Raw genomic sequence first — 22952 nt, forward strand, 5'->3', positions numbered from 1 at the left:
GCTGCGGCCGATCCGATCCATGTACGGACCGGCCGCGCTCGCGTGGTGGTCAGGACCGGACGACGGGGAGGATCAGGCGCGAGGGCCGGTCGGCGTCGTGCGCGATCTCCTGGCGTGCCGGGCGGAACTCCGTTGCCGTGTCGACGGGTTCGCCGGTGTTGAGGTTGCGGTCCCAGCGCGGGAAGCTGCTGGAGGTCACGTGTACCCGCAGCCGGTGGCCGGCGCGGAAGACGTAACTGGTCGACCACAGGTCCACGGCATGCTCGGCGAATTCACCCGGGGTGGTCTGGGCCCGCACGATTCCGTCGACGACGTTGAGCGATACGCCGTCGGGGTCGACGTCGCACAGGCGCACCACCCAGTCCGTGCAGGGCGCGTCCGTGGCCGCGTGGATCACCGCCTGCACTCGTCCGGTCACCTCCAGGTCCTCGGTCAGCGGTTCGCTGGTGTGGACGAGGACGTCCGAGCGCTTCTCCACCGGTGCCTGGTTGAGCGGGCCGGGGCGGAATTCGCGGGCCATCACCAGGGGGCCGCCGGTCGTGGGTACCGGGTCGGCGGGGTCGTATACGTAGGTGTCGCTGCCCTCGCCGGAGGCAGGGGTGTCGAAGGAGAGCGAGCTGTCGGCGCGCAGGAACAGGTCGGTGTCCACGGCGCGGGACAGCGGCCACTCCTGCTCTTCACGCCACTCGTTCTTCCCCATCACGAACAGCAGCACCGGAGGAAGCTCCGGCGACGCGGGCGCTTCGCCGGGGATGAGCCACTGCTTGAACCAGGCGGCCTTCAGGTCGGTGAACGACCCGCGCATGCCCAGCAGGTCGATGCCGGCGGCCATCCCGAAGTTGACATCGCCGATTTGTCCGGACCGGTTCGTGTGCGTCCAGGGGCCCACGATCAGGTGCGTCGACCGTCCCGCCGCGCGGCTTTCGGTGAAGTTGTCCAGCGTGCCCTGGCTGAATACGTCGTACCAGCCTCCGAGGTTGAGGCTCGGCACATCCACCTCCGCGTGGCGGCCGGCGACCCGGCAGTTCGCGCTCCACTCGGGGTCCCGCAGCGCGTGCTCGAAGCCCAGGTCGTGGATTTGATGGCGCTGGAAGGCGGGGTGGCGGCCGGACGGAAGCTCCCAGTGGGTGGCGGGGACGGCCTGGTCCAGGTCATGGATCAGGGCCCCGAGGGCGGCCGGGGCCTCGGCGTGCCGACGGGTCAAAGTGTCCGCCCCCTGCCCGAGCGCCCACCAGACATTGAGCGCGAACTCGATGGCCCCGCCCCGCGCCCACAGACCGTCGTGCGGATCGGACCACGTGATCTCGGGGGCTATCGCCATCAGCTCCGGAGGCTTCGACAGCGCGGCCGTCCACTGCGTGTTGCCGAGATAGCTGCCCCCGATCATGCCGACCCGACCGTTGGCGTCCGGCAGTTGGGCGGCCCAGCGCACCGTGTCGTAGCCGTCGTCCATCTCGTACGTCCACGGCTCCCACACGTCACCGTCCGAGGCGAACCGGCCCCGGGTGTCCTGGACAACGACGATGAATCCGGACCGGGCCAGCGTGATCGGGTCCAGCATGCCGACCGCCACTGGGACGTTCTTCCCGTACGGCAGGCGGGACAGCAGTACGGGGTAGGGGCCCTCGGCGACGGGCCTGTAGACGTCCGCGCGCAGGACGGTGCCGTCGCGCATCTTGGCGGGGACGTTCTCTTCGACTGTCACATCCATGTCGGCTCCTGTGGGGGGTGTTTCGGGACGGTAAGTTTCGGGATGGTGTGGTTTCGGCGGTGACGTACCGCGCGTCTGGCGAGCCTGGGAACGCCGCGGCCGCTACTCGGCCGGGCCGAGTACGAGGGCGATGGCGGCCTGCATGTGCCGGGCGCGGTCGTCGGGCGGGACGGTGGTGAGGGTCTTGACGCCGGCCGCGACGGCGAGCAGTTGGTGGGCGAGGTCCTCGGCGCAGATGCCCGGTGTGCGCTCCGGTGCTCCCTCGGCGCGTAGAACGTCGGCCACCGCGTCGATGACGAAGCACTCCAGGTCCCGCAGCAGCGATTCCCCCAACGTGCTTGTCGCGGTGAGGAGTTCACTCACCTCTTGGATTGTCGCCGTGGCGGAGGCTCCATGCATGGCGTTGAAGGCGGCGAACAGCCGCTCGTGCGCCGACAGGTCCGCTCTGGCCAGTTCCCGGGCGACGGCGGCCTGGGACTGGGCCACCAGGCGCTGCAGGGTGGCCTGGAAGATCTCTTGCTTGTTCTTGAAATGCAGGTACAGGCCCTGACGGGAGAGCCCGGCCGCCACGGCGAGGTCGTCCATGGAGGTCTTCCGCAGGCCGAAGCGCAAGAACACCGGCACCGCGGCGTCCGCGATCTCCTCACTGCGCGACCGTGCCCGCTCACTCTCGCCCGTCACGCGCGCACCTGCGCTTCCCGCTGCCCGACCTGCATCGTCATCACGCTCCTCACCAAGACTCACAATTCAACTTTACACATTGGGCCTAATCTGTCTAGTTCGACAACTCGAGGTCGATCGCCGGCATACCGCCGGTGGAAACGCCGACCGGGCAGGCGCGCCAGCGCTTTCAGGGCATGGGTTCGCCGGGCCGGTCGGTGGGCGTGGCGGTCGGTGTGCGGCGGTGTCCGATCGCACAGCGCTGGAGGCGCGGTGGTCGCGCCTTTCCGTGTGTAGGGCGACCGGCCAGGAGTAGCGTCCCGGGGAGCGGTCCCACGTCACGAGCTGAGGGGGCCACCGTGCTGAGACAGGTCGCGGAGGGTGTGCAGAACCACCAGAGCGAGTTGCTGCAGAACAATTCCGTTGTCGTGCAGGGCCGGGCCGGCGTGCTGCTCATCGACCCGGGGATTCGGGACGACGAAATGACCTGCCTCGCGCACGACCTCCGCGAGATGGGCCAGCCCGTGGTGGCAGGTTTCTCGACGCATCCTGATTGGGATCACGTGCTCTGGCACGCCGAACTCGGCGAGGCGCCCCGTTACGGTACGGCCCGCTGTGCCGCGTACATGCGAGAACTGCTGTCGGATCCGGGCTGGAGGGCCTGCGTCGCAGCGGGGCTGCCGCCGGAAATCGCCGACGACGTGCCACTGGACCTGTTCGGCCTCATCACCGGTCTGCCTGCCGGAACCGAGCGGATTCCCTGGGACGGCCCCGAGGTCCGCATCATCGAGCATCCGGCGCACGCCCCGGGCCATGCGGCGCTGTTGATCGAGGAGCACGGTGTGCTCGTCGCCGGCGACATGCTCTCCGACGTCCTGGTGCCGATGCTCGACGACACCACGGACCCGGTGGAGAACTACCTTGCCGGGCTGCGGCTGCTCGAGGGTGTGGCGGGCGTTGATGTCCTCGTCCCCGGTCACGGGGCTGTCGGCGGAGCCGGTGAGGTACGCGTACGGATCGACCAGGACCGGGCGTACATGCATGCCTTGCGCGACGGCCACGATCCCGACGACCCGCGGATCGGCCCCTCGGCCAAGCCGGGCTGGGAGTGGGTGAGCGATGTGCACAGCGGACAGGCCAAGCGCGTCGCCGGAAGAGGTGAGCGCGACGGGACGCCCAACTAGTGCTGTGACGGCGAAGGTTCACCGGGCCCGGGTCGTCGGTCGGAGCTGACGATGCGGGTGTCCGCTCTTCGGCCCGGGTTCGCGAGGGTGCGCGGGTGTCGTGGGGCGAACTGATGCCGCGTCACCAACGGCCCCGCGGCGCCGGTAACTCAGCCGGACGACTGGGCTGCCCAGGCAGCCACGGTGCGGGCGAGGTCGGCCGCGTTGTCTTCGAACTGCCGCCAGCGGTGGCCGTTCGCGCCCGAGGGGTGGGGGAAGCCGCGCAGCAGGCGGTGGGCGGGGAGGCCGGCTGCGGAGAGGGCGCGGTCGACCGCTTGAGAGGCCGCGCCACCGAAGGGGATGACCAGGGCGTCAGGTGTGGCGGCGAGTTCGGCTGCGAGCACTCGGTCGGTGAAGGCGCGCAGGATCGGGGCCGACTCGATGGTGAGGCCGTGCCCCGTGTAGTTCTTGCCGTCGACGAACACGGCGTGGCAGATCGCCGAGGTGCTGCGCGCCAGATCGCAGTCCGGGTCGAAGAGGTCGGCGGTGGAAGACAGGCCGAGGGCCTCTGCCAGGCCGATGTCGTCGAGCATCTCGACGGCATTGGTGCGCATGCTGCCGGCCAAGGCCGAGGATGCCTTCGCCCGTCGTATCGCCTGGTCGATGTCGTCGCCCTGGCGCAGCGCTGACGTGGCGGCCTGGACGGCCGCGGTCAGTTGCTGGTGGCCGGGGGCGATGCCCACGAGAAGGACCTTGGCGTGCCGGTCGATCCCGTCGAACGGCGTGAAGTAGATCTGCAGGCGGCGCTTGCGGACGACCTCGTCGTACAGGAGCAGCGTGTCCAGTCCTGTCCCGGTGGCCGGCGCGTCCTCCGGAAGGTTCAGCAGAACAGGCGCGAAGCGTTCGGTGCACCAGTCCGGCGAGATCATGTCTCCTGCGCCGAGGGTGATCTGGCAACGGTGGAACGGTTCAGTGCGCTGCATGGCTCTCGTCCGAAATCGGCGTGGAGGGGACGATATGAACCGTATGCGGCCAGCAGTGGCCCGCAGCAGAGGCGAACGTCCCGACCTCGCGCATGCCGTGTGACGGGTCCGGGCCGAAGTGCCGTACGGCGAGGCCGCCGAGAGCCGGCCGCGGCAGGGGTGGGTGACACCGCATTACCTCGACGCGCGGCCGGCGTGAGGCGTCAGGCGTCAGGCGTCGCGGTGCGCGTCGGGGAGGTGGGTGAAGTATGTGGTGGGGGCCGTGCCGAGGGCTCGATGGAACATCGCGGTGAGGGCGCTGGGGGTGCTGTAGCCGACGGCCGAGGCGATCGTGGTGATCGGGGTGCCCTTGGCGAGGAGGGTGACGGCGTGGACGAGCCGGGCCTGCTGCACCCAGCGGGCGGGGCTCATACCGGTTGCGGCAGTGAATCGGCGCTGGAGACTGCGCGGGCTCATGTGGGTGTGGGCCGCGGCGTCGGCGGTCGTCCACGGGGCGGCGGGGTCCGAACGGATCGCCGTACACAGGGCGTTGAGTTCCGGATCGTCAGGGGCGGGCAGGTGCAGCGCCGGTACGGGCTGCGGGGTCAGGCTGAGCAGGAGGAGGTCCATGACCTTGCCGTCGCGCCCGTCGCGGTCGTACTCGACGGGCAGCCGCGTCGCCTCGTCGATGAGCTCCCTCAGCAGCGGTGAGACGGAGACGACCGTCGGGCCGGCGGGCAGGCCGACCGCCTCCGGCTCGATGTAGAGCGTCCGCATCGCCACCGCCCCCGCGCACGTCATCGCGTGGGTCGTACCGGCCGGCACCCACGCTCCGCGGGTGGCCGGAACCACCCACGTACCGTGCCCGGTGACGACCGTGATCGCGCCGGTCGTGCCGTAGATCAGCTGGGCGCGCCGGTGCCGGTGGGCGGGGATGTGATGGCCGTCCGGCAGGTCACGGGCCATGGCCGCGACGGGTCTCGGCACGTCCTGATAGTCGTCGCGGTGCTCGCTCTTCCCGTACATGGCGCACTCTCGATAGACAGTGGCGTTCCCACGAAAGTGTGCCACCAGGCGACCGTCTTAGCGTTGCCACATGTGAACGCACCAGACTCTCCGACCAGCCGCCTGCCCACCCGCTCGCTGACCCTCCTGCTGGCGGTGACCAGCGCTCTGACCGCCGCCAACGTCTATCTCAACCAGCCGCTCCTGGGCGCCATGGCCCAGTCGCTCGGCGCCGGCCCCGACCTCATCGGCTCCATTCCCACCGCCACTCAGCTGGGATACGCGGCAGGCATCCTGCTGATCGTCCCGGCGGGCGACACCGGCGACCGCCGCCGCCTGATCCTCCGGCTCACCGCGGCCTCCACGCTCGCACTGGTCCTGTGCGCACTGGCACCCAACGTCTGGTGGCTCATCGCCGCCAGCTTCGCCGTCGGACTCCTCTCGCCGATTCCCCAACTGGTCACGCCGCTCGCACTGTTGCTCTCCGAGGGGCAGGAGGGCGGAAACGGGCGGATCGTCGGCACGGTGCAGGGCGGACTGCTCGTCGGCGTACTCGCCTCGCGCGCCTACTCGGGCGCGTTCGCGGAGGTGGCGGGCTGGCGCGGCGTGTACGTGTGCTCGTGTGCGCTGACCCTGGTGCTCGCCCTCCTGCTGTGGCGGGCCCTGCCCCAGGTCCCGGCGCGCAGCACCCTCGGCTACCGCGCGTCGCTGGCCTCGTTGCCGCGCCTGGCCTCCCACCCGCTGGTACGACGGATCGTCGTCTCCGGAGGACTGGTCGGCATCGCCTTCGGTGCGTTCTGGACGACGCTGACCTTCTTGCTGGAGACCGACTACCACTACGGGTCGACGCGGATCGGACTGTTCGGCTTGGTCGCCGCGGCCAGCGCACTCGCCTCGCCGTGGGCCGGGCGGGTGGCCGACCGGCTGGGGCGGCGCGGGGCCCTCGCGCTGCTCATCGGCATGGTCATCGTGGGCTGGCTCGTCCTGTTGCCCGGCGGTTCCAGCCTGCTGCCCGGCGGCACCTACCTGTGGTGGCTGGTCCTGGGCGTCATCGTGCTGGATGTGGGCGTGTGGGGCAGCCAAGCCGCCAACCAGACCGTCCTGTTCACCCTCGACCCCGCCACCCACAACCGGCTCAACACGCTCTACTTCACCCTCCGCTTCCTCGGCATCGCCCTCGGCTCCCTCCTAGGCTCACTCGCCTGGACAGCCGACGGCTGGCCCGCCGTCGTCGCCCTCGGCATCACCTTCGCGACCGCCGGGTTGCTCGTGGGCGTCCTGCCGATGCGTACGGGCGCCAGGGCGGGCGCCGGGCAGCGGTGACCGTGCCCCGTACGGGAGTTGGTGTGTACGGCCGCCGTGCCTCGCCGATGCGTATGGCTGCCAGGGCGGACTCGCGGAGTCCGGGCGACAATGACCGTGCACCGTACGGGAGTTGGCGCGTCTCGGCGTTCGGGAGACGTCGCGGCCCTCAGGAGGCAGAGTCAGGAGGTACGGGCATTTGCGGCTGGACGAGCGGAAGTTGGGCGCGGATACGGGCGCCGTCCTCGTGGGTGAGTGCGGCGGCGTTGTTCCGCAGGGCGGCGAGCGCTGCCGTGTTGTGGACGGTGGTCTCCGCGACAACGGCCTGCGCCCCGGCTGCCGACGCCTCGCCGAGCAACAGGTGCAGGGCGGCGGTGCCGATACCGCGCCCACGGTGGGTACGGCCAAGCCACACGCCCGTCTCCAGGACATCGTGGCGCGGGCCCCGGGCGAGGCGGGCCGAGCCCACGATGAGCCCGGTGTGGGTGATCGCGTACGTGGCCTCGCGGAGCGGGCCCGAGAGGCCGGTCCGGCGGGCACGGTGCCACTCGCGGAAGGTCTCCTGCCGCTGCGCGGTCCAGCCCGGCGGTCCGGGTACAGGCGGCATGACGTCCTCGGGCTCGGCGTCGGCGACGGCCACGGCGAGAAGGCCCGCCAGGAACTCCTCGTCCACCGCGCGAAGTTCGACCCGGCCGACCATGGCGTTCCCCTTCCGAAGCCGCGCGGGGTGTCCGCTCGTCGATACTCCGCCCGGCTTCGACGCCGCGCCATGGGTTTTCGGCGCTCGCGCGGAGGGGCGTACGAGGGCGACGCGTCGGGGCGGCCCGTACGGGGTGTGGAGGCGAGGGGCGGGCCGGAGGCCGGTACTGTCGGCGAACCAGGGCGCCGCGGGGTCAACTGCCGGTCAGTTGAGGCAGGTTGACCGTACGGCCTCGTCGGTGCAGGTCTGCACGGGAAGGTACGCGGCGGTGCCCGTACGGTAGATCATGCGGTGCAGGCGGGGGCATTCACCTATCAGCGCGAAGCTCTTGTGCTGGCTGCGTGCCTTGAGGGCCAGGGCCAGCAGTGCGTAGAAGCTGTCGTTGTCGAGGTAGGTGACGCCGTCGACGTCCAGCAGCACGGTCTGACAGTGCGGAGAGGCGAGGGCCGGAACGGCGTAGTCGTGGAGCAGGTCGACTTCCAACTCGCCTCGCAGTATCACCAGAACGCAGCCGGGGGCGGGTTGCTTGACCGCAAAGCTCACGGATCCGTCCTCCTCGCCCGCCGTAGAGGCACTCGCTTGGGGGCCGGCGGTCCGGGGGAGGGCGAGCACGTTCTCGGAGGGCTGTCTGGCATATACCCCACAGACATGCCCCTCGACCGTCGGAAAGCCGCGAAATGTCACCCATCGTGACTCTGCTGTACCCGAAGCCCCCACAGTCGTCGTACGGCACACCCCGACCGGCCGACGGCAGCGCTCCGCTCGACTGCCGGCAGGCGGCCGGACGGCAGACGAGCCCTGTGCGGTATGTGCCGCGGGCGGGCCCGCGGCAGGCGTCCCGGCCGTACGGATGTGTGTCTGTTCTGTTCAAGACCGGGCCGGAAGCGACGGTGTGGAGTGGCGGTATGAGCGACACAGAAGCGAGTGACGTGGACGTGGCGGCAGCGGCCGCCTTCTTGACGACGCACGGCCGGCTCCTGGAGCGGCGGCGTTTCGACCTGTGGCAGGGGAGCGGCGCACCGGAGGCGGTGGCCGCCGCGTTGGACGGATTCCGGAACGCCGACGGCGGTTTCGAGTGGGGACTGGAGCCGGATCTGCGGACGCGGGGGAGCCAGCCGGTGGCGGCGCTGCATGCGTTCGAAGCCCTGGAGGAATGCGGCCCGGCCGTGTTCCCGCAGGCCGAGCAGCTGTGTGACTGGCTGGACGGGATCTCCCTGCCCGACGGCGGCCTCCCCTTCGCCCTGCCGTTCGAAGGACCCGACGCGGCCGGTGCGGCCCCGTTCTGGGGCGAGAGCGACCCGGGGGTCTCGTCGCTGCACATGACCAGCGAACTGGCGGCCGCCGCGCACCGGGTGGGCCGGCACGACACGCGGGTGGCAGCACACGGCTGGCTCGCCCGCGCGACGGAGTTCTGCCGCCGCGAGATCACCGCGCTGACGGAGCCGCCCGGCGCCATCGCCTTCCGCTTCGTGATGGACTTCCTGGACACCGTGCACGACGACTTCCCGTGGGCGGCCGAGGAGTTGGAGCGCCTGGCGGTCCATCTGCCCCACCGGGGCGGCGGACTGGGCGTGGAGGGCGGCGCGGAGGGTGAAGCGATGCGCCTGCTGGACTTCGCCCCGCGCCCCGGCCGCCCGATCCGCAAACTGGTCGACGCCACCGCGGTCGAGGACGAGATCGAGCAGCTCGCCGCCGCCCAACAGGCCGACGGCGGCTGGTGTGTCGACTGGATCTCGCGCGCCCCGGCCGCCGCGCTGGAGTGGCGCGGCTGCGCGACGGTGCAGGCGCTGACGATCCTCCGCGACCACCACCGCATCACGTAGCGCAGAGTCACCGACCCGCAGCCGTTGTCAGCCGGCGTGCAGGGCCCGGAAGCGACCGGGCCGCGTCCGGAGAACCGCGCCCGGTCCGCCCCGCGTCCCCACCGGGAACGAACCCGGAACGCACAGAAGGCTCGCCCGTGACGCGCACCACACAGCACGACGGCACCACACCACCGACGGGCGGGGACCCGCAACGCGGCGTCATTGTTGCGACGTTCGCCGTCCTGCGGAGGCACCGGAGGGCGGTGGCGGGTGCGACGGTACGCGTCGTCGGCCTGTCCGGACTGGCCGGGCTGCTGATGACGGCCGCGATATTCGCGCTCGCCTGGCCCGTCTTCACCCGTATGCGGAACCAAGTCAACTGGTACCGCCACGTCGAGGATCCCTACCTGCACGACGGCACCGGCCTCGCGCTGGTCGCCCTCTGCACGCTCCCGATCTTCCTGCTCCTCCTCGGCGCCGGCAGCGCGGCCCTGCAGAGTGCGTGCTCCCGGACCGTCGCAGCGGGAACTCAAGTGCCGTCGGAGCAGGGCTGGTTGCGTACCGCGGTCCGCGCGCGGCTGCGGCCGGTGCTCGCCGTGTACGCGCTGCGCGCCCTGATCGTATGGCCCCTGCCGCTGCTCGTCGCCGTCGTGGCGGACAGCTTCACCGGCTACCAGATCGACACCGAAGACCAGTACCTGGAACGCGGGTCGTGGGCCCACACACTCGTCGAGAACTCCCCGTTGGCGGCCGTCTTCGCCGCCGTGCTGCTGCGCCTCGCGCTCACCCTCGCCCCGGCCGCCGCGGCCGACGGCCTCGGCCCCTTCGCGGCCCTGGGCCGTTCCTGGTCGCTGACGTGGACCCGCGCCGGAGGGGCCCGCGTTCTCGGCCTCGCGCTGCCGCTGGCCGCGCTCACCGCCGGCGTGCTCCGGCTGGTGGTGCAACTCGCCCTGCCGCTGCGCCCCCTCGTACGGACCCTCCTCGAACAGGCCACGGGGAACTTCTTCGCCGGCTACTACGCCGGCATCCTCGCCCCCGTCATCGTCGGCATCCTGGTCACCGCGGCCCTGACCCTCCCGCTCACGTGCACGGCCTTCGCGGTCCTCCACGACAACCTGCGGTCGCGCCATGCCCCACGCCGAGGTGCCGACGACACAGCGGACGCCACGGCCTGACGCCTGAACGTTCACGCCCGCCCGGGGCCCGAGGCCGGGGCGAGGGGGCCATGGCCGTCCGTCGCGCCGGCACGCGGCGGGACAGGGGCGGCTGTCAGGAGCTCCCGCGCAGCGGGGTGCCGCGGAGAGCTGAACAGGTCTTCTGTTGGGGCCTGTTCGACGATGCGGCCCGCGTGCAGGACCGCCGTACGGTCCGCGATGTGCTGTACGAGGGGCAGGTCGTGGCAGATGAACAGGTAGGACAGGCCCAGCTGTCGCTGCAGGCGGGTGAGCAGGTTGACGATTTCGGCGCGTACGGAGACGTCCAGCGCGGACACCGGCTCGTCGAGCACCAGCAGACGCGGCCGGCCCGCCAACGCCCGTGCGATGCCCACCCGTTGACACTGGCCGCCGGACAGCTCACCGGGCCGCCGGTTCGCCAGCTCCGTGTCGAGGCCGACCAGCTCCATCAGTTCCCTGGCCCGTTCGTCCAGTTGTCCCGCACCTCCGGTGTGACGGCGGAACCCGCGGCGTTCCGCGCGGATCCGCAGCGGCTCGGTGAGTATGTCGCGGACGGCCATGCGGGGGCTGAGGGAGCCGTACGGGTCCTGGAACACCGGCTGGAACCGGGCGCGCAGCGGACGCAGTTCCCGTTCCCCGAGCCGCGTCAGGTCCCGGCCCTCGAAGAGGACGGAACCGGCGGCGGGGTCCAGCAGCCGCAGTACGGCCAGCGCGGTGGAGGTCTTGCCGCTGCCCGACTCCCCGACGAGGGCGAGGGTTTCCCCTTCGTGGACGTCGAAGGACACGTCCTCGACAACGGTGGTGCCACCCCGGCGCACCGACAGCCCGCCGACCCGCAGCAGGGGTTCCCCGGTCATGCGGTGCTCCTCAGATACAGGTCCGTGGCGGGGACGGGCAGCGCCTCCGTACGGTGGCAGGCCGCCAGATGACCGTCCGACACGGGGCGCGGCTCCGGTTCGTCCTCCCGGCACTCGTCCGTCGCCAGCGGGCAGCGGGGCGCGAACGGGCAGCCCGGCGGCAGCGCGTGCGGCTGCGGGGGAGTGCCCCCGATCGCGGGCAGCAACCGTCTGCCGGTGCCGGGGCCGGGGCCGGGGCCGGTGCCGGTGTTGTCGCCGGAGCCGGAGCCGCGCCCGGTACCGGTCCCGCTCTCGGGCCAGGGCGGTGCGGAAGCGAGCAGTCCCGCCGTGTACGGGGCACCGGGATGCGTCAACACCCGTTCCGCAGGGCCGGTTTCGACGGCGCGCCCCGCGTACATCACCAGCACCCGGTCCGCGTACTGCGCGGCTACCGCCAGATCGTGGGTGACCAGCACCAGCGCGGCGCCCGTGAACTCCCGTACGGAGGCGAGGGTTTCCAGGATCCGCGCCTGTACGAGGGGGTCGAGCGCGGTCGTCGGCTCGTCCGCGACGAGGAGGTCGGGCTCGTTGACCGTCGCCATGGCGATGACGGCGCGCTGCCGCATCCCGCCGGAGAACTCGTGCGGATAAGCGCGCGCCCGGCGCTCCGCGTCGGGAATCCCCACCTGCTCCAGCGCCTGCACGGCGGTACGCCATGCCGTACGCCGACTGGTTCCGCGTACCGACCGTACGGCGGCGGCCAGTTGAGCGCCGACCGTGTGCACGGGGCTGAGGGCCGTCAGCGCGTCCTGCGGTACGTACGCGATGCGCCGTCCCCACAGCGTCCGGTGCCCGGTGACGGGCCGGCCGTCGAACCGCACCTCGCCCTCGACGTGCGCCCCGTGCGGGGCCAGCCCGAGGAGGGCCTGTGCGGTCAGTGACTTGCCGGCTCCCGACTCGCCGAGGACGGCGAGGGTCTCGCCCGCGTACGCGTCGAAGCTCAGCCCGCGCACCAGGGCGGTACCCCGCATCGTGACGCGCAGGTCCCGGACGGACAGCAGTCCTTCGGCGCTCATACGGCAGCCCCTTCCCGCGCCGCGTCACGGCCCTGTACCGCCGAAATGACCCTGGCGGCACGGCGCCTGACGGGGCGTCGTACGGGCGTGCCGAGGGTGGAGAGCGACACCGCGAGGGCCGCCAGCAGCGCCAGGGCGGCGGCCGGAGCGAGCGCGGCCCACGGGGCGCGCTCCACGTACAGCCGCGACTCCTCCAGCATCAGCCCCCACTCCGGCGCGGGCGGCTGCGCGCCCAGGCCGAGGAAGCCGAGCGAGGCGAGGGCGAGCGCGATCCCGGGCAGCCGCAGCACCGCGTGCCGGGCCACGGGGCCCACGACCGCGGGCAGCAGATGCCGGGTGAGAATCCACGCGGGCGGGGCGCCCAGGGCACGCTGCGCGGTCAAGTGGCCCGCGGCGCGCGTCTCCTGGACGAGCGCGGACGCGTGCGCGGCGAGCGGCGGCCACGAGACGATCGCGACGGCGAGGGACGCGCCCGCGGTTCCGGGGCCGAGCGCGGCGGCGACGAGGATGCCGGCGATGACCGGCGGCAGTGCGTTGGCGATGTCCGCGGCACCGGCCGACGCGTTCGGCAGGAAGCCGACGGCCAGGGCGAAGACGAAGGCGACCAGGCACACCGCGGCGGCGACGCCCAGAGTGGTTCCGGCGCCGTGCCCGAGCCGGGCCAGCACATCCCGGCCGAGCCCGTCGGTGCCCAGCGGATGGGCGGCGGACGGCGGCGCCAGGCGGTGCAGCGTGTCGACGACGTACGGATCGCGCAGCAGCCCGGCACACACGACAGCCGCAAGAAGCACGGCGACGGCGGCGGGCAACAACCGCCGCAGCAATGTCGGTTGGGGCCGCGGCGGTACGGGCAGTGACAGCGCCGCATCACGCAGCCCGGGCCCCAGCATGCGCGCCCGCGCGACGTGCGCGAGCGCCCCGGCCGCGAGGCCCAGCAGGAGCAGCGCCAGCACGGAGCCCTGCAACAGGGGCAGATCCTGCGACTTGGCCGCCCCAAGTGCTGTACGCCCGAGGCCCGGTACGGCGAACACGGTCTCCACGGCCACAGCCCCGCCCGTCAACCCGACGGCCACCATGCCGAACTGCGGCAGCAACGCGGGCGCGGCCCGGCGCAGCGCGGCACCCGCGATACGCACCGGCGTGACACCGGAGGCCCGCCACAGCCCGGCCCAGCGCTCCGTGAACACGGCGGGCAGCGCATCGCTGACCAGCCGCCCCAGCAGACCCCCGGCGGGAACTCCCATCGCCAGCGCGGGCAGCACCATGTGGACGGGGCCCTCCCAGCCCGAGGTGGGCAGCCAGCCGCACCACACGCCGAGCACGATCAACAGGAGGGTGGCGAGCAGGAATTCGGGCACGGCAGCGCACATCGCAGCACCCGCGCCGGACCCCGGCTGCCGGCCACGGCGTACGGACCGCGGCCCCCGCGACCCGCGCACGACGGCCGGCGCACACCACGCGGCAGCCGTCACCACGGCCACCACCAGCGAGGCGCCCATCAGGGACAGCGACACGCCCAGCCCCGACAGCACCGACGGCAGCACCGGCGTACCGGATACCCACGAGGTGCCCAGATCCCCCTGAAGCAGCCCGCCGCCCCACTGCGCCAGCAGGTGGAACGGGCCCGCGTCCAGGCCCAGATCCTCCCGTACGGCCCGCAACGCCTCGGCGGTCGGCTCCTGTTCGGCCGACCGTGCCCGCAGCACGGTCAGCGCCGGATCCTTCCCCGACAGCCAGGGCAGCAGCCCCACGGTCACCGCCACGGCCGCCAGCGCGCAGCCGCGCGCCACCGCCGCCCTCGTCGTTCCCCTCACGCCGCGGCCCCGCTACTTCTTGTACGTCTCGGCGCCGACCAGCTCGCGCTCGCGCGGGTCCTTCACCGAACCGACGACATTCTCGGCGTCGCCCTGGATGACCCGCTCGTGCAGCATGGGCACGGCCGAGTCGGTGTTGAGGATGGCGGTCTCCGCGTCCAGCACGGCCTTGCGGCGCGCGTCACCGCTCTTGGCGGACTCGGCCTTCCGTACGGCCTCGTCGACCTTCTCGTCGGCCAACTGCGCGATGTTGAAGGACCCGTCCGAGGCGAAGTCGCTGTGCAGATACGCCGCCGGATCACCGGAGTCCAGCACGGTGGCGCGAGAGAGCACGAAGGCGTCGAACTCGCCGTCGAGCGCGGCCGATTCGATGTTCGCGTACTCCCGGACCTCCAGGTCGACCCGGAACCCGGCCTTCTTCAGCTGCTGCTGCAACGCGGCCGCCACCTCCGGCAGTTCGGCCCGGTCCGTGAACGTACCGATGGTGATCTTCTGCTTCTTCGGAGCAGAGGCGCGGGCCGCGTCCGTACGGCCGTCACGCTGTGACGCCCACGGCAGCGCCGGCCCGAGCAGCCCCTCGGCGACATCGGCACGGCCCTCGTAGATCCCCTTGACGAGCTCCTTCGGCTGCACGGCCTCACGGGCCGCCGCACGCAGTGCCCGGTCCTTGAACGGGCCCTTCTCCGTGTTCAGGTAAAGGGTGTTGGTGCGCGGCATCGGCACCTCGGTGATCTGCTCCTTCTTCAGCAGCCCCGCCTGCGACACGGGCACCGCCTCCGCGATGTCCGCCTCACCGCTGCGCAGCGCGGCGGCCCGCGCGGCACCGTCGGGCACGTACGTCGCGTCGATGCCGGGCGCCTTCGCCTTCGGCCCCCAGTAGCCCTCGTACCGGTCGAGCGTCGCGGAACTCGTCCCGTCCGCCTTCTTCAGCACGAACGGCCCGGTGCCGGTGCCCACGGGGTCGACGGTCTGCCCCCGGTACGCCTTGCCGGAGAGGATCGACAGCTGCGGGGAGGAGAGCCGCTGCGGCACGAGCGGGTCGTCCTCCGCGGTCCCGACCACGACCTTGTCCTCGCCCTTCGCCCGCACCGTCAGCTTCACGCCGTCGAGAATGCGCGGCTTGGGCGCGGCGGTCGTCGCCCGCCGCAGCGACTTCACGACGGACTGCGCGGTCAGCTTGCTGCCGTCGTGGAACGTCACCCCCTCGCGCAAGCTGAACTCCCAGTCCCTGTCGCCCTGTCGCTTCCAGTCCGTCGCGAGAGCCGGCTTCGGGTCGCCGTTCTTGTCGAGCTTCACCAGGGTCTCGGCAGTGCTCCACCGCGACAGCTTGAACGCGTCGTCGGACAGCGGCGAGAGACCGGAACGCGGCGGCTGCATCATCGCGACCCGCAGCCGCTTCCCGTCCCCGCCTCCCGCGCCGTCGCTCCCGGAGGAGCCGGCGAAGCAGCCGGACAGCAGCAGGGCGAACGAGGTCGATATCGCGGCGGCGGGCAGGACTCTGGGCAGGCTCACGGAACGTCCAGACGACAGGGGAGACGGGCAGGCGCGACACCGCGGCATCCCGCCCCGGCTTTGCACGCGCTTTAACCTAGCCCATGACAATCATTTCCATCAACACGGTCCGGGTCCCGTACGCACGACCGAGTTCGGCGAGCCGCCCGGTGGCATGTGCGAGGTCCAGGAATGCGCCGTGAACTCGTGGGTGTAGGCCTCGAGAGCATCCCGGCCGGGCAGCGTGGCCCATGGGAGGGTGACCCTCCGGTCGAGCTTCTCGTCGTCGGCCCACACTCGCTCGACCTCGCTACGGGCCCCGGGCGAATGCGCTCGCCCAGCCGTCATCGGCTATCCCGTCGATCACATCGGGGACCTCGCGCGCATCGTCTCCGGCGCCGGCACGGGCGAGCTTGTGCGGCACGGAGACCACGTGCTGGAGCAGCGCGCGAACGTCGTAATCGGCACAGGGCGTGCGGTTGTTCAGCTCATCGGGGCTCACCGCGGACTCACCGCCGCGACCTGTTTCCCGGCCTGATCAAGTGCCCGGGCGAAGACAGGACGCGGGGCGTCGACCGGCTCTGTCGTCACGCCGGGGAGAGACTACAAGGGCACACCGACAGGCCAACGGCAGTGAGTAGTCAGTCGACTTGACCGTCCTGGTCGGCCTCGATCGTGTGGAGGCACGCGAACGGCGTGGCCAGGGCAAGCGCGAGGGGAACCACCCCTGCGAGGAAGAGGGCGAACCCCGCGCCGGAGTGGTCGACGACGATGCCCGCCGCCGCGGAGGCCAGCGAGGCGCCCAGATTGACGGCAGTGTTGATCCACGTCGACGCCTCCGTCCGGCCACCTTCCGGAGCGATGGCATCGGCGATGAGATACCCGGTGACGAGAGACGGGGCGAGGAAAAGGCCCACGAGGGCCAGGCCCACGGCGAAGAGCCCGAGCGGGGTGACCCAGGAGACGCCGACCGTGGCGATCCCCATGCCGATGCTCAATCCGAACAGCCTCGTTCCGATCCCTGCCTCGATGTGCAGCCGGCCGTGGAGAAAGCCGCCCAGAGCGCTGCCGGCGGAGAAGGCGGCCAGGAGCCAGCCCGCCGCCGACGCGGCATCATGCTGCGCGGCGAACGCCGGTGCCACGACCTCCACGGCACCGAGCACAGCGCCCGCGCCCAGAAGGACGAGCAACACCCGGCCGAAACCGGGCCGGCGCAGCGGCCGTTCGCCTCGTACCGCGTCCTGGCGGATCCCCCGCATCGCCCCCGACGCCGGGCTGGAGACCATCGCCAGCGTTCCAAGAAGCACGGTCGCCGCAGTCACTCCCAGCCCGAAGCCTGGCGAGGTGCCACCAATGACCGCAGCGATGATGACGGGACCGCCGAGGAAGAGGAACTCTTCGCACATCGCGTCGAAGCTGAAAGCCTTCTTCCGCTGCTCGCCGGCCTGCGTGAGGGACGCCCAGATCATGCGCATCGCGGCCCCCAGGGGCGGGGCCGTCAGACCACCCTCGGCGCTGAGAACCAGAAGGAGCCAGGGGACGGCCTCCTGCCCGTCCTGCCCGCCGTCGGCGAGGAACGAGAGAGCAACGAACCCTGCGGCTTGGCCGGTTGCCATCACCGTGAGGGCCCGCCGCTGACCGAACCGGTCGATGGCCCGGGCCCGCCAGGGCGCGGCGACAACAGTCGCGATTCCGAAGGCGGCCGTCGCCAGACCGCCCTGTGCGAAAGAACCTGTGGTCCCCTGAACGGCCAGGAGGAGCGCGAGACCGCTCATGGCGAGGGAGGAACGCCCGATCAGGGCAGGAAGAAAGGCGCGCAGCACGCCGGGGAGAAAAAGCACTCCGAACACCGGGACACTCCGATGGTGGCGACCGGCATCACCGGCGCGGTCGGCGAGATCTGACGGACAGTCAAGACCCGGAAGGCGCGGCGAAGCGCGCCCTCGACGGATCAGAACCTGGGCGGGCGGTTCCCAGGACCGTCAGATGAACATCGGAATGCGCACCCGGCGAAGCTACCAGCCCGCCCGCGCCGCGGCCGTGCAGAGCGCCCACCAGGCCTGCGGGCGTGGTCAGTTGGCGGTGGACTGGCTGCGCATGTAGCGCCGGGACACCAACGGTGCTCGGCCCCGGCGGCTTCTGCCACCCCTGCTTCCCGACGCAGATCGCCCCTGCTCAGAATGAGGGGTTGGGGGGGGGCTGATTGGAGCACAAGTGCCTGCCGCAGTGGGCGAGGCGTGGCGTTGACCACGGCGTTCAACGCCGCACGGCTGGCTAGCAGAGCCCTTCGTTCATTCTGGGGCAGGTGTTCATATCCCAGATCGCCAGCCCGAAGAAGAGGGCTGCACCCACCATCACCAGGGCCGCGCTCACGAACACACCTCTGTCCGTGGCCAGGAAGCGGGCTATGGGGCCGAGTTCAACATCTCGGTGTTCCTCATCGTTTGTGTCGTCCGGATCATTCGGCATGCTCCAGGTCACTCTCCTTCAGGGCGGTCGGTCACGCCCACATCAGGTCTTCAGCACAGCCCCTCGGACAGGCGGGGACAGTGCTCCGTGTCATAGGCCGTCAGCGCGATCAGGCCGATCATGAGCACGGCCCAGAGGGTGAGGAGGACAGCCTTCCCCACCCTGGTCTGGGAGAAGCTCCACATCGGCCCCAGTGGGGCCTCCTCCACCTCCTCGCCTTCCTGGAAAGCCCGGCGGCGCCGGTAGTGCTCCCGGGTCAGCCGCTTATAGGCGATGAAGGACAGGCCAACCACCCCCGCCGCGAGAGCGGAGAGGAAATGGTCATGCCACTGGGCCTCTGCGACGGCGAACATCCCGGACCCTCCGAGGAGGAGGTAGAGAGCGCTGGTGAGGAAGGTCAGGAGCCTGCCGACCCTCTGCGGCTTGTTCCCGCCGTTTCCGAGGCCGCTGCTGTACACCTGTCAGCCCCTCTGTTTCAGCCGGCGGATGTCATAGAGGTACTTGCAGATCAGCGCGATGAACACGGCAGCGACCACGCCCACAACGACGCACGCCCACCAGGGCAATACGGGCCCGCCGTCGCTCGGCCCCGCTCCGACTCCCGCTGCCGGGGTTGTCTTGGCCCAGCCGGCGGTTCCCGCACCGGCGCCGGCGCCGGGCACGGCGAGGGCAGTGCCGATCCGCTTGATCCGCCGGTGTATTCGCCTGTGTACCTTCATGCCTTTCCTCCGCCTGACCTGGCCCGTTGTCCTGACAGGGCCGGGAAGGCTAGGCGACAGCCGGAAGACGCGGAAAATTGATCAAGGCACGGGAGACCCGTCGTCACAGGAGCATCGCCCCTCGCGGACTGCGGTCTACCGCCCCTGCTCTGCCCATCAATTCGGCCAGCTGGGCAGAGCGCCGTTTGTTCTTCATGCGTCCCCATGTGGACCGCTGTCGCCGGCGTGGCTGCTGCTGCGGCGTGCGATCAGTTCCGCCACGACCAACCACACGAGCCTGACGCCGAACACGACGCCCATCCCGACGCCTCCGGCCAGAAGCATTGAGCCGTGGTGCTCGCGGACAACTTGGTAGACCATCCCAAAGCTGAAAATGCAGACGGCCTGGAGGACGTGTTGCCGGATCGCTGTCCCGGCGGCCCGGCACGCGGCCCACCATCCGACCAGCCAGGAAGACAGCAGCGTCACCGCGTATCACCCGCGATATCGGCTTCGAGCTTGAGGTGCTCCCGCCGAGCCAGGAAGAACAGCAAGACGAACATGACGCAGAAACCGGCACGCCAGGCCACGCCGAACACCGAAGCACCGTCGGCGATGGTGAGGGCAAGCGAGAGCGCGTTCACAGCGAAGCCGGCCCCGTAGCCCCATGGCGCCCAGCGCAGCATGCGGGCCGCAGTCCGCTTGTTCTGCATCGTGAAAGGTCTCCTTGTCGATCGGCCCGGGGACGTTAGGAGACGGTCGTGACAGGCGGAAAACTGATCATGGGAGTTCGTTGCCTGGCTCACATACGGCGCCGGGACCGGCAGGCCGGCCCCTCCGCGCCGCTGTGCGCCTGTGCGGGGGCATGGTCGGCCCCCGGGAGCCTGCTCGGGTCTTCAGGATCGTGGCGAGCGGTCGGTGCGGGCCCGGTCTACCGGTTCGCGGCTTCGCGAGAGGCGGTCCGGTTCGTGCGACCGACCGCGCGGCCCACCGCGTTGCGCACCGCGAGGCCCGGCCGGGTGCGGGGCACCATGAGCCTGGAGAGCAGACCGACACGTCGCTGCCGCGGGCCTACCTCGCGGCGGAGCCGCGACTCGTAGGCGGCGAAGGCGCGGGCGTGGTCACCGGGATGGGCGGCGAGTTCTTCTGCGAGGGCGTACGCGCCCGCCATCGCCATGCTGGACCCGTCACCCAGCAGGGCTGTCGCCGCCGCCGCGTCCCCGAGCAGTACGACCCGTCCGCGGGACCACGAGGGCACCCGGACGGTGGTCAGGGGGTCGAAGAACGGAGCCGGGTGGTCGAGGAACGCCGCCACGAGTTCCGGTGCCCGCCACCGCACGTCGGCGTAGGCGTCGGCCACGGTCTGCTTGTGAAGGGCGACGTTCTTGCGGTCGTGGGGCGCTAGCGGTGCGGCCCGGAAGGTGAAGATCGCGAGCGGGGTGGTCCGCGAGGGGTGGAGGACCAGCATCCGGTTCGGCACGGTCAGCATCGTCATCTCGCTCGGGTCCTCGATGGCGTCGGGTTCCAGCGGGACGGTCGCGCCGTACAGGCCCAGGTCGCCCGCGAACTGCCGCTCGGGGCCGAACACCAGGCGCCGTACGGTGGAGTGCATCCCGTCGGCACCGACGACCAAGTCGAAGCGCCGTGGCGCGGACCGCCGGAAGGTGACGTCCACCCCGCCTTCGTCCTGGTCGAGAGCGGTGACCGTGTCGTCGAACAAGAACTCGGCCTCGGTCTGCGCCGACTGGTGGAGCACCTCGGACAGGTCGGCTCGGGTCACCTCGACCGTCGGCGCCTCGTCCGAGGTGAGCGGGAGTTGCAGGATTCGCCTGCCGCCGGGGTCGAGCAGGGTCAGCGACCGGTTGCGGGTGGCGAGCCCGTGGAGCTGCGGGAGGATGCCCATGCGGTCGGCGACCGGGATCGCGGGCCCCTTCACGACGATCGCGCTACCACCGGAGCGCAGCTGCCGGGCGTGTTCGACGACCGTCGGCCGGTAGCCGTTCCGGGAGAGCCAGTACGCGAGTGCGGGCCCTGCGATTCCGGCGCCGACTATCAGCACTTCGGGCTTCTTCATGACGATGACCTCTCGGAGTGTCGATGACCAGGTTCGCGGCGAGTGCCGGGCCGGGGCTCAGAGCGCGGCAGCACGGGGCAGCGCCATCGGGTCAAGGTACGATCGATTTCGTACCTCAGTGGAGCACATCCTTGAGGTACGATGCAAGTCGTACCTGAAGGAGGTGCCGCGTGACCGGGAAGAACCTGGACGGCCCGGAGGCCGATGCGCTCGATCTGGGTGCGGTGTTCCGCGCCCTCGCCGACGAGCACCGTCGTTCGGTGATGGCGGAGTTGGCCGCCGACCGCAGCGACAGCGAGCGGGGCTGCAACTCGTTCGATCTTCCGATCTCGAAGCAGACCCAGACCCACCACTTCCGGGTCCTGCGCGAGGCAGGTCTCATTGACGAGATCGACTACGGCAACCGCAAGGGCATCCGACTACGACGCGCGGACATCGAGAAGAGATTCCCCGGGCTGCTCACGCTCCTGGGGGCAGAGTCCCCGGGCGGTACTGCTCCTCGCTGAGTACAGCTGAGCACACCGGAGGGGAGTCCGAGCCGGCCCTGAGCCGCGAGCTCGGCCGAATCCAGCTCGCGCCCGGCTCGCAGGTAGCCGAGCACGACGCGGGTACGAAGGGGATCGGTGTCGCTTCGACCACCGTCCCGCGCTCGTGATCGGCGCCGAACTCATCCGCACACCCCTCACGTCCACACCCACTGAGGTTTCCTCAACCCGCGTGCGGAGCAGGGCCACTGGGGGGGGTGAGGGCGGGGACCGGGCGTGGAGAAGCTCCTGGTAGACGGTGCGTGTCGTCTGGAGGCACACGCCTACCCGCACCGGATCCTCCGCATCGCAGTGACGGACATGCGCGACATCAAGATCCGCCGTAAGGGCCGGTGAACTCTGCCTGTCGTACGGGGCGTTGCCAACGGGGGTTGCCGACGTACTGGGAGGTGAGGCCGGTGCGTTCGGCGAAGGTGCGGTCAGTTGGCGGTGTTCTGGCTCTGCGGGGGCTGGTGGGCCGCGTTGGCGAGGTGACGGCGGGGCGGCCTGGCCGGGGCGCTGTCGTCGCCGTCGCCGGAGTGCCGTACGTACAGCGTGACCGTCGCGCCCTCGGTGAAGCCGTTGCGCTGCATCAGCGCGCTGGAGGCCGTGTTGCGCACCTCCACGTCCGTGACGACGGTGGCGGCGCCGGCCGACTCCAGCACGGCGCAGCACTCGCGGACCAGCCGGCCCGCGACGCCGTGGCCCTGGAAGTCCGGGTCGACGGCGATCCACTCCAAGTGGCCCCAGTCGTCGCGCTGTTCGAAGGACATCGAGCCCAGCACGAAGCCGGCCAGCCGGCCGTCCGCCAGGGCGACGAGGCAGGCGGGGGAGGGGGTGTCGAGATGCGCGGCGACGGCGGTCAGCGACCAGCCGGTGTACGGCATGACGTTGGTGTCGTAGACGCGGCGGCCGAGGTCGATGACGCTGGGCAGATGCTCCAGAGTCATCGGCCGCAGAGAGATCTCGGAGTGGCCGGGCGTCGCGGAAGTCATCGTGCATCTCTTTACGGTGGAGAACGGGGCGAAAGCCACATTACACACGGAGTGCCGTCGGGAGGGCGTGCGGGTCCGTCGGCAGGTGCGTTCGCCGGTGCGGGGCGGCTGTGAGAATGCGGAGCATGGACGAGGAAGTCATCCCCATTCTGTACGTCGAGGACGCCGCTGCCGCCGTCGCCTGGTACGCCCGCCTCGGCTTCACGCAGGTGTGGGAGCACCGCTTCGCGCCGGGCATGCCCGCGTTCGTCGAGATCGAGCGGGGCCGCATGCGGCTCTTCCTGTCGGAGCACAAGGGCGACGCCCGCCCCGACACGCTGGTGTATTTGCGGGTCCGCGAAGTCGACGCTGTGGCGGCCGAGTTCGGCGCGACCGTGGAAGAGGCGCCGTGGGCGCGGGAGGTCGAACTCCGTGATCCGACGGCAACCGCCTCCGGGTGGGAACGCCCACGGAGTGACAGCCGGCGCCCTCCGCAGCCCGGGCGATCCGAAA

At 71.1% G+C, this 22952-nt stretch carries 23 protein-coding genes and 1 pseudogene; 6 read left to right on the forward strand and 18 right to left on the reverse strand.

From position 1 onward, the window contains the following. Positions 1-49: 49 nt before the first annotated feature. Positions 50-1711: a CocE/NonD family hydrolase gene (locus AC3AGO_RS34645; protein WP_487824266.1), complete on the reverse strand. Its 1662-nt coding sequence runs from the start codon at positions 1709-1711 to the stop codon at positions 50-52. A 102-nt stretch (positions 1712-1813) separates the two neighbouring features. Beyond that, positions 1814-2392: a TetR/AcrR family transcriptional regulator gene (locus AC3AGO_RS34650; RefSeq protein ID WP_487824267.1), complete on the reverse strand. Its 579-nt coding sequence runs from the start codon at positions 2390-2392 to the stop codon at positions 1814-1816. Positions 2393-2730: 338 nt separating this feature from the next. On the opposite strand from AC3AGO_RS34650, the gene AC3AGO_RS34655 reads away from it, so the two are divergent. Next, on the forward strand, positions 2731-3555 hold the full coding sequence (locus AC3AGO_RS34655) for an MBL fold metallo-hydrolase (RefSeq protein ID WP_487824268.1): 825 nt from the start codon (positions 2731-2733) through the stop codon (positions 3553-3555). Positions 3556-3704: 149 nt separating this feature from the next. Here AC3AGO_RS34655 and AC3AGO_RS34660 read toward each other — a convergent pair whose 3' ends face one another. After that, complete coding sequence (locus AC3AGO_RS34660) at positions 3705-4517, reverse strand: hypothetical protein (RefSeq protein ID WP_487824269.1); 813 nt, start codon at positions 4515-4517, stop codon at positions 3705-3707. 210 nt (positions 4518-4727) lie between these two features. Further along, on the reverse strand, positions 4728-5567 hold the full coding sequence (locus tag AC3AGO_RS34665) for an AraC family transcriptional regulator (RefSeq protein WP_487824270.1): 840 nt from the start codon (positions 5565-5567) through the stop codon (positions 4728-4730). A 27-nt stretch (positions 5568-5594) separates the two neighbouring features. On the opposite strand from AC3AGO_RS34665, the gene AC3AGO_RS34670 reads away from it, so the two are divergent. Then, complete coding sequence (locus AC3AGO_RS34670; protein ID WP_487824271.1) at positions 5595-6824, forward strand: MFS transporter; 1230 nt, start codon at positions 5595-5597, stop codon at positions 6822-6824. Between the two features lie 148 nt (positions 6825-6972). Here AC3AGO_RS34670 and AC3AGO_RS34675 read toward each other — a convergent pair whose 3' ends face one another. Further along, positions 6973-7503 (reverse strand): GNAT family N-acetyltransferase, encoded by a 531-nt coding sequence (locus AC3AGO_RS34675; protein WP_487824272.1) that lies wholly within the window; start codon positions 7501-7503, stop codon positions 6973-6975. Positions 7504-7707: 204 nt separating this feature from the next. Beyond that, complete coding sequence (locus tag AC3AGO_RS34680) at positions 7708-8046, reverse strand: STAS domain-containing protein (RefSeq protein ID WP_487824273.1); 339 nt, start codon at positions 8044-8046, stop codon at positions 7708-7710. Positions 8047-8408: 362 nt separating this feature from the next. On the opposite strand from AC3AGO_RS34680, the gene AC3AGO_RS34685 reads away from it, so the two are divergent. Next, positions 8409-9326, forward strand: a complete 918-nt coding sequence (locus AC3AGO_RS34685) for a hypothetical protein (RefSeq protein WP_487824274.1) — start codon at positions 8409-8411, stop codon at positions 9324-9326. Between the two features lie 137 nt (positions 9327-9463). Then, positions 9464-10483, forward strand: coding sequence for a hypothetical protein (locus AC3AGO_RS34690; RefSeq protein WP_487824275.1), 1020 nt, complete (start codon positions 9464-9466; stop codon positions 10481-10483). A gap of 11 nt (positions 10484-10494) precedes the next feature. Here AC3AGO_RS34690 and AC3AGO_RS34695 read toward each other — a convergent pair whose 3' ends face one another. From AC3AGO_RS34695 to AC3AGO_RS34745, 11 genes are all read right to left on the reverse strand, one after another. Next, positions 10495-11340: an ATP-binding cassette domain-containing protein gene (locus AC3AGO_RS34695; RefSeq protein WP_487824276.1), complete on the reverse strand. Its 846-nt coding sequence runs from the start codon at positions 11338-11340 to the stop codon at positions 10495-10497. Next, positions 11337-12395, reverse strand: a complete 1059-nt coding sequence (locus AC3AGO_RS34700; protein ID WP_487824277.1) for an ABC transporter ATP-binding protein — start codon at positions 12393-12395, stop codon at positions 11337-11339. Before AC3AGO_RS34700 ends, AC3AGO_RS34695 begins: the two co-directional genes overlap by 4 nt. Continuing rightward, complete coding sequence (locus tag AC3AGO_RS34705) at positions 12392-14209, reverse strand: ABC transporter permease subunit (RefSeq protein ID WP_487824278.1); 1818 nt, start codon at positions 14207-14209, stop codon at positions 12392-12394. Before AC3AGO_RS34705 ends, AC3AGO_RS34700 begins: the two co-directional genes overlap by 4 nt. 12 nt (positions 14210-14221) lie before the next feature. After that, positions 14222-15721: an ABC transporter substrate-binding protein gene (locus AC3AGO_RS34710; RefSeq protein ID WP_487824279.1), complete on the reverse strand. Its 1500-nt coding sequence runs from the start codon at positions 15719-15721 to the stop codon at positions 14222-14224. Between the two features lie 289 nt (positions 15722-16010). Then, positions 16011-16202, reverse strand: a complete 192-nt coding sequence (locus AC3AGO_RS34715; protein WP_487824280.1) for a maleylpyruvate isomerase N-terminal domain-containing protein — start codon at positions 16200-16202, stop codon at positions 16011-16013. A 139-nt stretch (positions 16203-16341) separates the two neighbouring features. Beyond that, positions 16342-17550 (reverse strand): MFS transporter, encoded by a 1209-nt coding sequence (locus AC3AGO_RS34720; RefSeq protein WP_487824281.1) that lies wholly within the window; start codon positions 17548-17550, stop codon positions 16342-16344. Between the two features lie 424 nt (positions 17551-17974). Continuing rightward, positions 17975-18169 (reverse strand): hypothetical protein, encoded by a 195-nt coding sequence (locus AC3AGO_RS34725; protein ID WP_487824282.1) that lies wholly within the window; start codon positions 18167-18169, stop codon positions 17975-17977. Positions 18170-18219: 50 nt separating this feature from the next. After that, complete coding sequence (locus AC3AGO_RS34730; protein WP_487824283.1) at positions 18220-18627, reverse strand: hypothetical protein; 408 nt, start codon at positions 18625-18627, stop codon at positions 18220-18222. Between the two features lie 453 nt (positions 18628-19080). After that, a complete protein-coding gene (locus tag AC3AGO_RS34735; protein ID WP_487824284.1) occupies positions 19081-19356 on the reverse strand; it encodes a hypothetical protein in 276 nt (91 codons plus the stop codon). Next, entirely contained in the window at positions 19353-19580 is a 228-nt protein-coding gene (locus tag AC3AGO_RS34740) for a hypothetical protein (protein ID WP_487824285.1), read from the reverse strand. Before AC3AGO_RS34740 ends, AC3AGO_RS34735 begins: the two co-directional genes overlap by 4 nt. Before the next feature lie 218 nt (positions 19581-19798). Next, positions 19799-20941, reverse strand: a complete 1143-nt coding sequence (locus tag AC3AGO_RS34745) for an FAD-dependent monooxygenase (protein ID WP_487824286.1) — start codon at positions 20939-20941, stop codon at positions 19799-19801. Between the two features lie 170 nt (positions 20942-21111). Between AC3AGO_RS34745 and AC3AGO_RS34750 the strand changes: the two genes are divergently transcribed. After that, positions 21112-21447, forward strand: coding sequence for an ArsR/SmtB family transcription factor (locus AC3AGO_RS34750; protein WP_487824287.1), 336 nt, complete (start codon positions 21112-21114; stop codon positions 21445-21447). A 458-nt stretch (positions 21448-21905) separates the two neighbouring features. Here AC3AGO_RS34750 and AC3AGO_RS34755 read toward each other — a convergent pair whose 3' ends face one another. Continuing rightward, positions 21906-22460 carry an N-acetyltransferase family protein gene (locus AC3AGO_RS34755; protein ID WP_487824288.1) on the reverse strand — a complete coding sequence of 185 codons (555 nt, stop codon included), beginning with the start codon at positions 22458-22460 and terminating at the stop codon, positions 21906-21908. 125 nt (positions 22461-22585) lie between these two features. On the opposite strand from AC3AGO_RS34755, the pseudogene AC3AGO_RS34760 reads away from it, so the two are divergent. Beyond that, positions 22586-22917, forward strand: a pseudogene (locus AC3AGO_RS34760) (glyoxalase superfamily protein). Positions 22918-22952 lie beyond the last annotated feature (35 nt).

The sequence above is a fragment of the Streptomyces sp. BL1 genome, from assembly GCF_057628045.1.

Excerpts from the sequence above, each read along its gene's own strand:
- AC3AGO_RS34685 (WP_487824274.1), top strand. The coding sequence starts at position 8,409 with ATGAGCGACACAGAAGCGAGTGACGTGGACGTGGCGGCAGCGGCCGCC.
- AC3AGO_RS34740 (WP_487824285.1), bottom strand. The coding sequence starts at position 19,580 with ATGCAGAACAAGCGGACTGCGGCCCGCATGCTGCGCTGGGCGCCATGG.
- AC3AGO_RS34725 (WP_487824282.1), bottom strand. The coding sequence starts at position 18,169 with ATGCCGAATGATCCGGACGACACAAACGATGAGGAACACCGAGATGTT.
- AC3AGO_RS34660 (WP_487824269.1), bottom strand. The coding sequence starts at position 4,517 with ATGCAGCGCACTGAACCGTTCCACCGTTGCCAGATCACCCTCGGCGCA.
- AC3AGO_RS34755 (WP_487824288.1), bottom strand. The coding sequence starts at position 22,460 with ATGACTTCCGCGACGCCCGGCCACTCCGAGATCTCTCTGCGGCCGATG.
- AC3AGO_RS34695 (WP_487824276.1), bottom strand. The coding sequence starts at position 11,340 with ATGACCGGGGAACCCCTGCTGCGGGTCGGCGGGCTGTCGGTGCGCCGG.
- AC3AGO_RS34745 (WP_487824286.1), bottom strand. The coding sequence starts at position 20,941 with ATGAAGAAGCCCGAAGTGCTGATAGTCGGCGCCGGAATCGCAGGGCCC.
- AC3AGO_RS34675 (WP_487824272.1), bottom strand. The coding sequence starts at position 7,503 with ATGGTCGGCCGGGTCGAACTTCGCGCGGTGGACGAGGAGTTCCTGGCG.
- AC3AGO_RS34700 (WP_487824277.1), bottom strand. The coding sequence starts at position 12,395 with ATGAGCGCCGAAGGACTGCTGTCCGTCCGGGACCTGCGCGTCACGATG.
- AC3AGO_RS34645 (WP_487824266.1), bottom strand. The coding sequence starts at position 1,711 with ATGGATGTGACAGTCGAAGAGAACGTCCCCGCCAAGATGCGCGACGGC.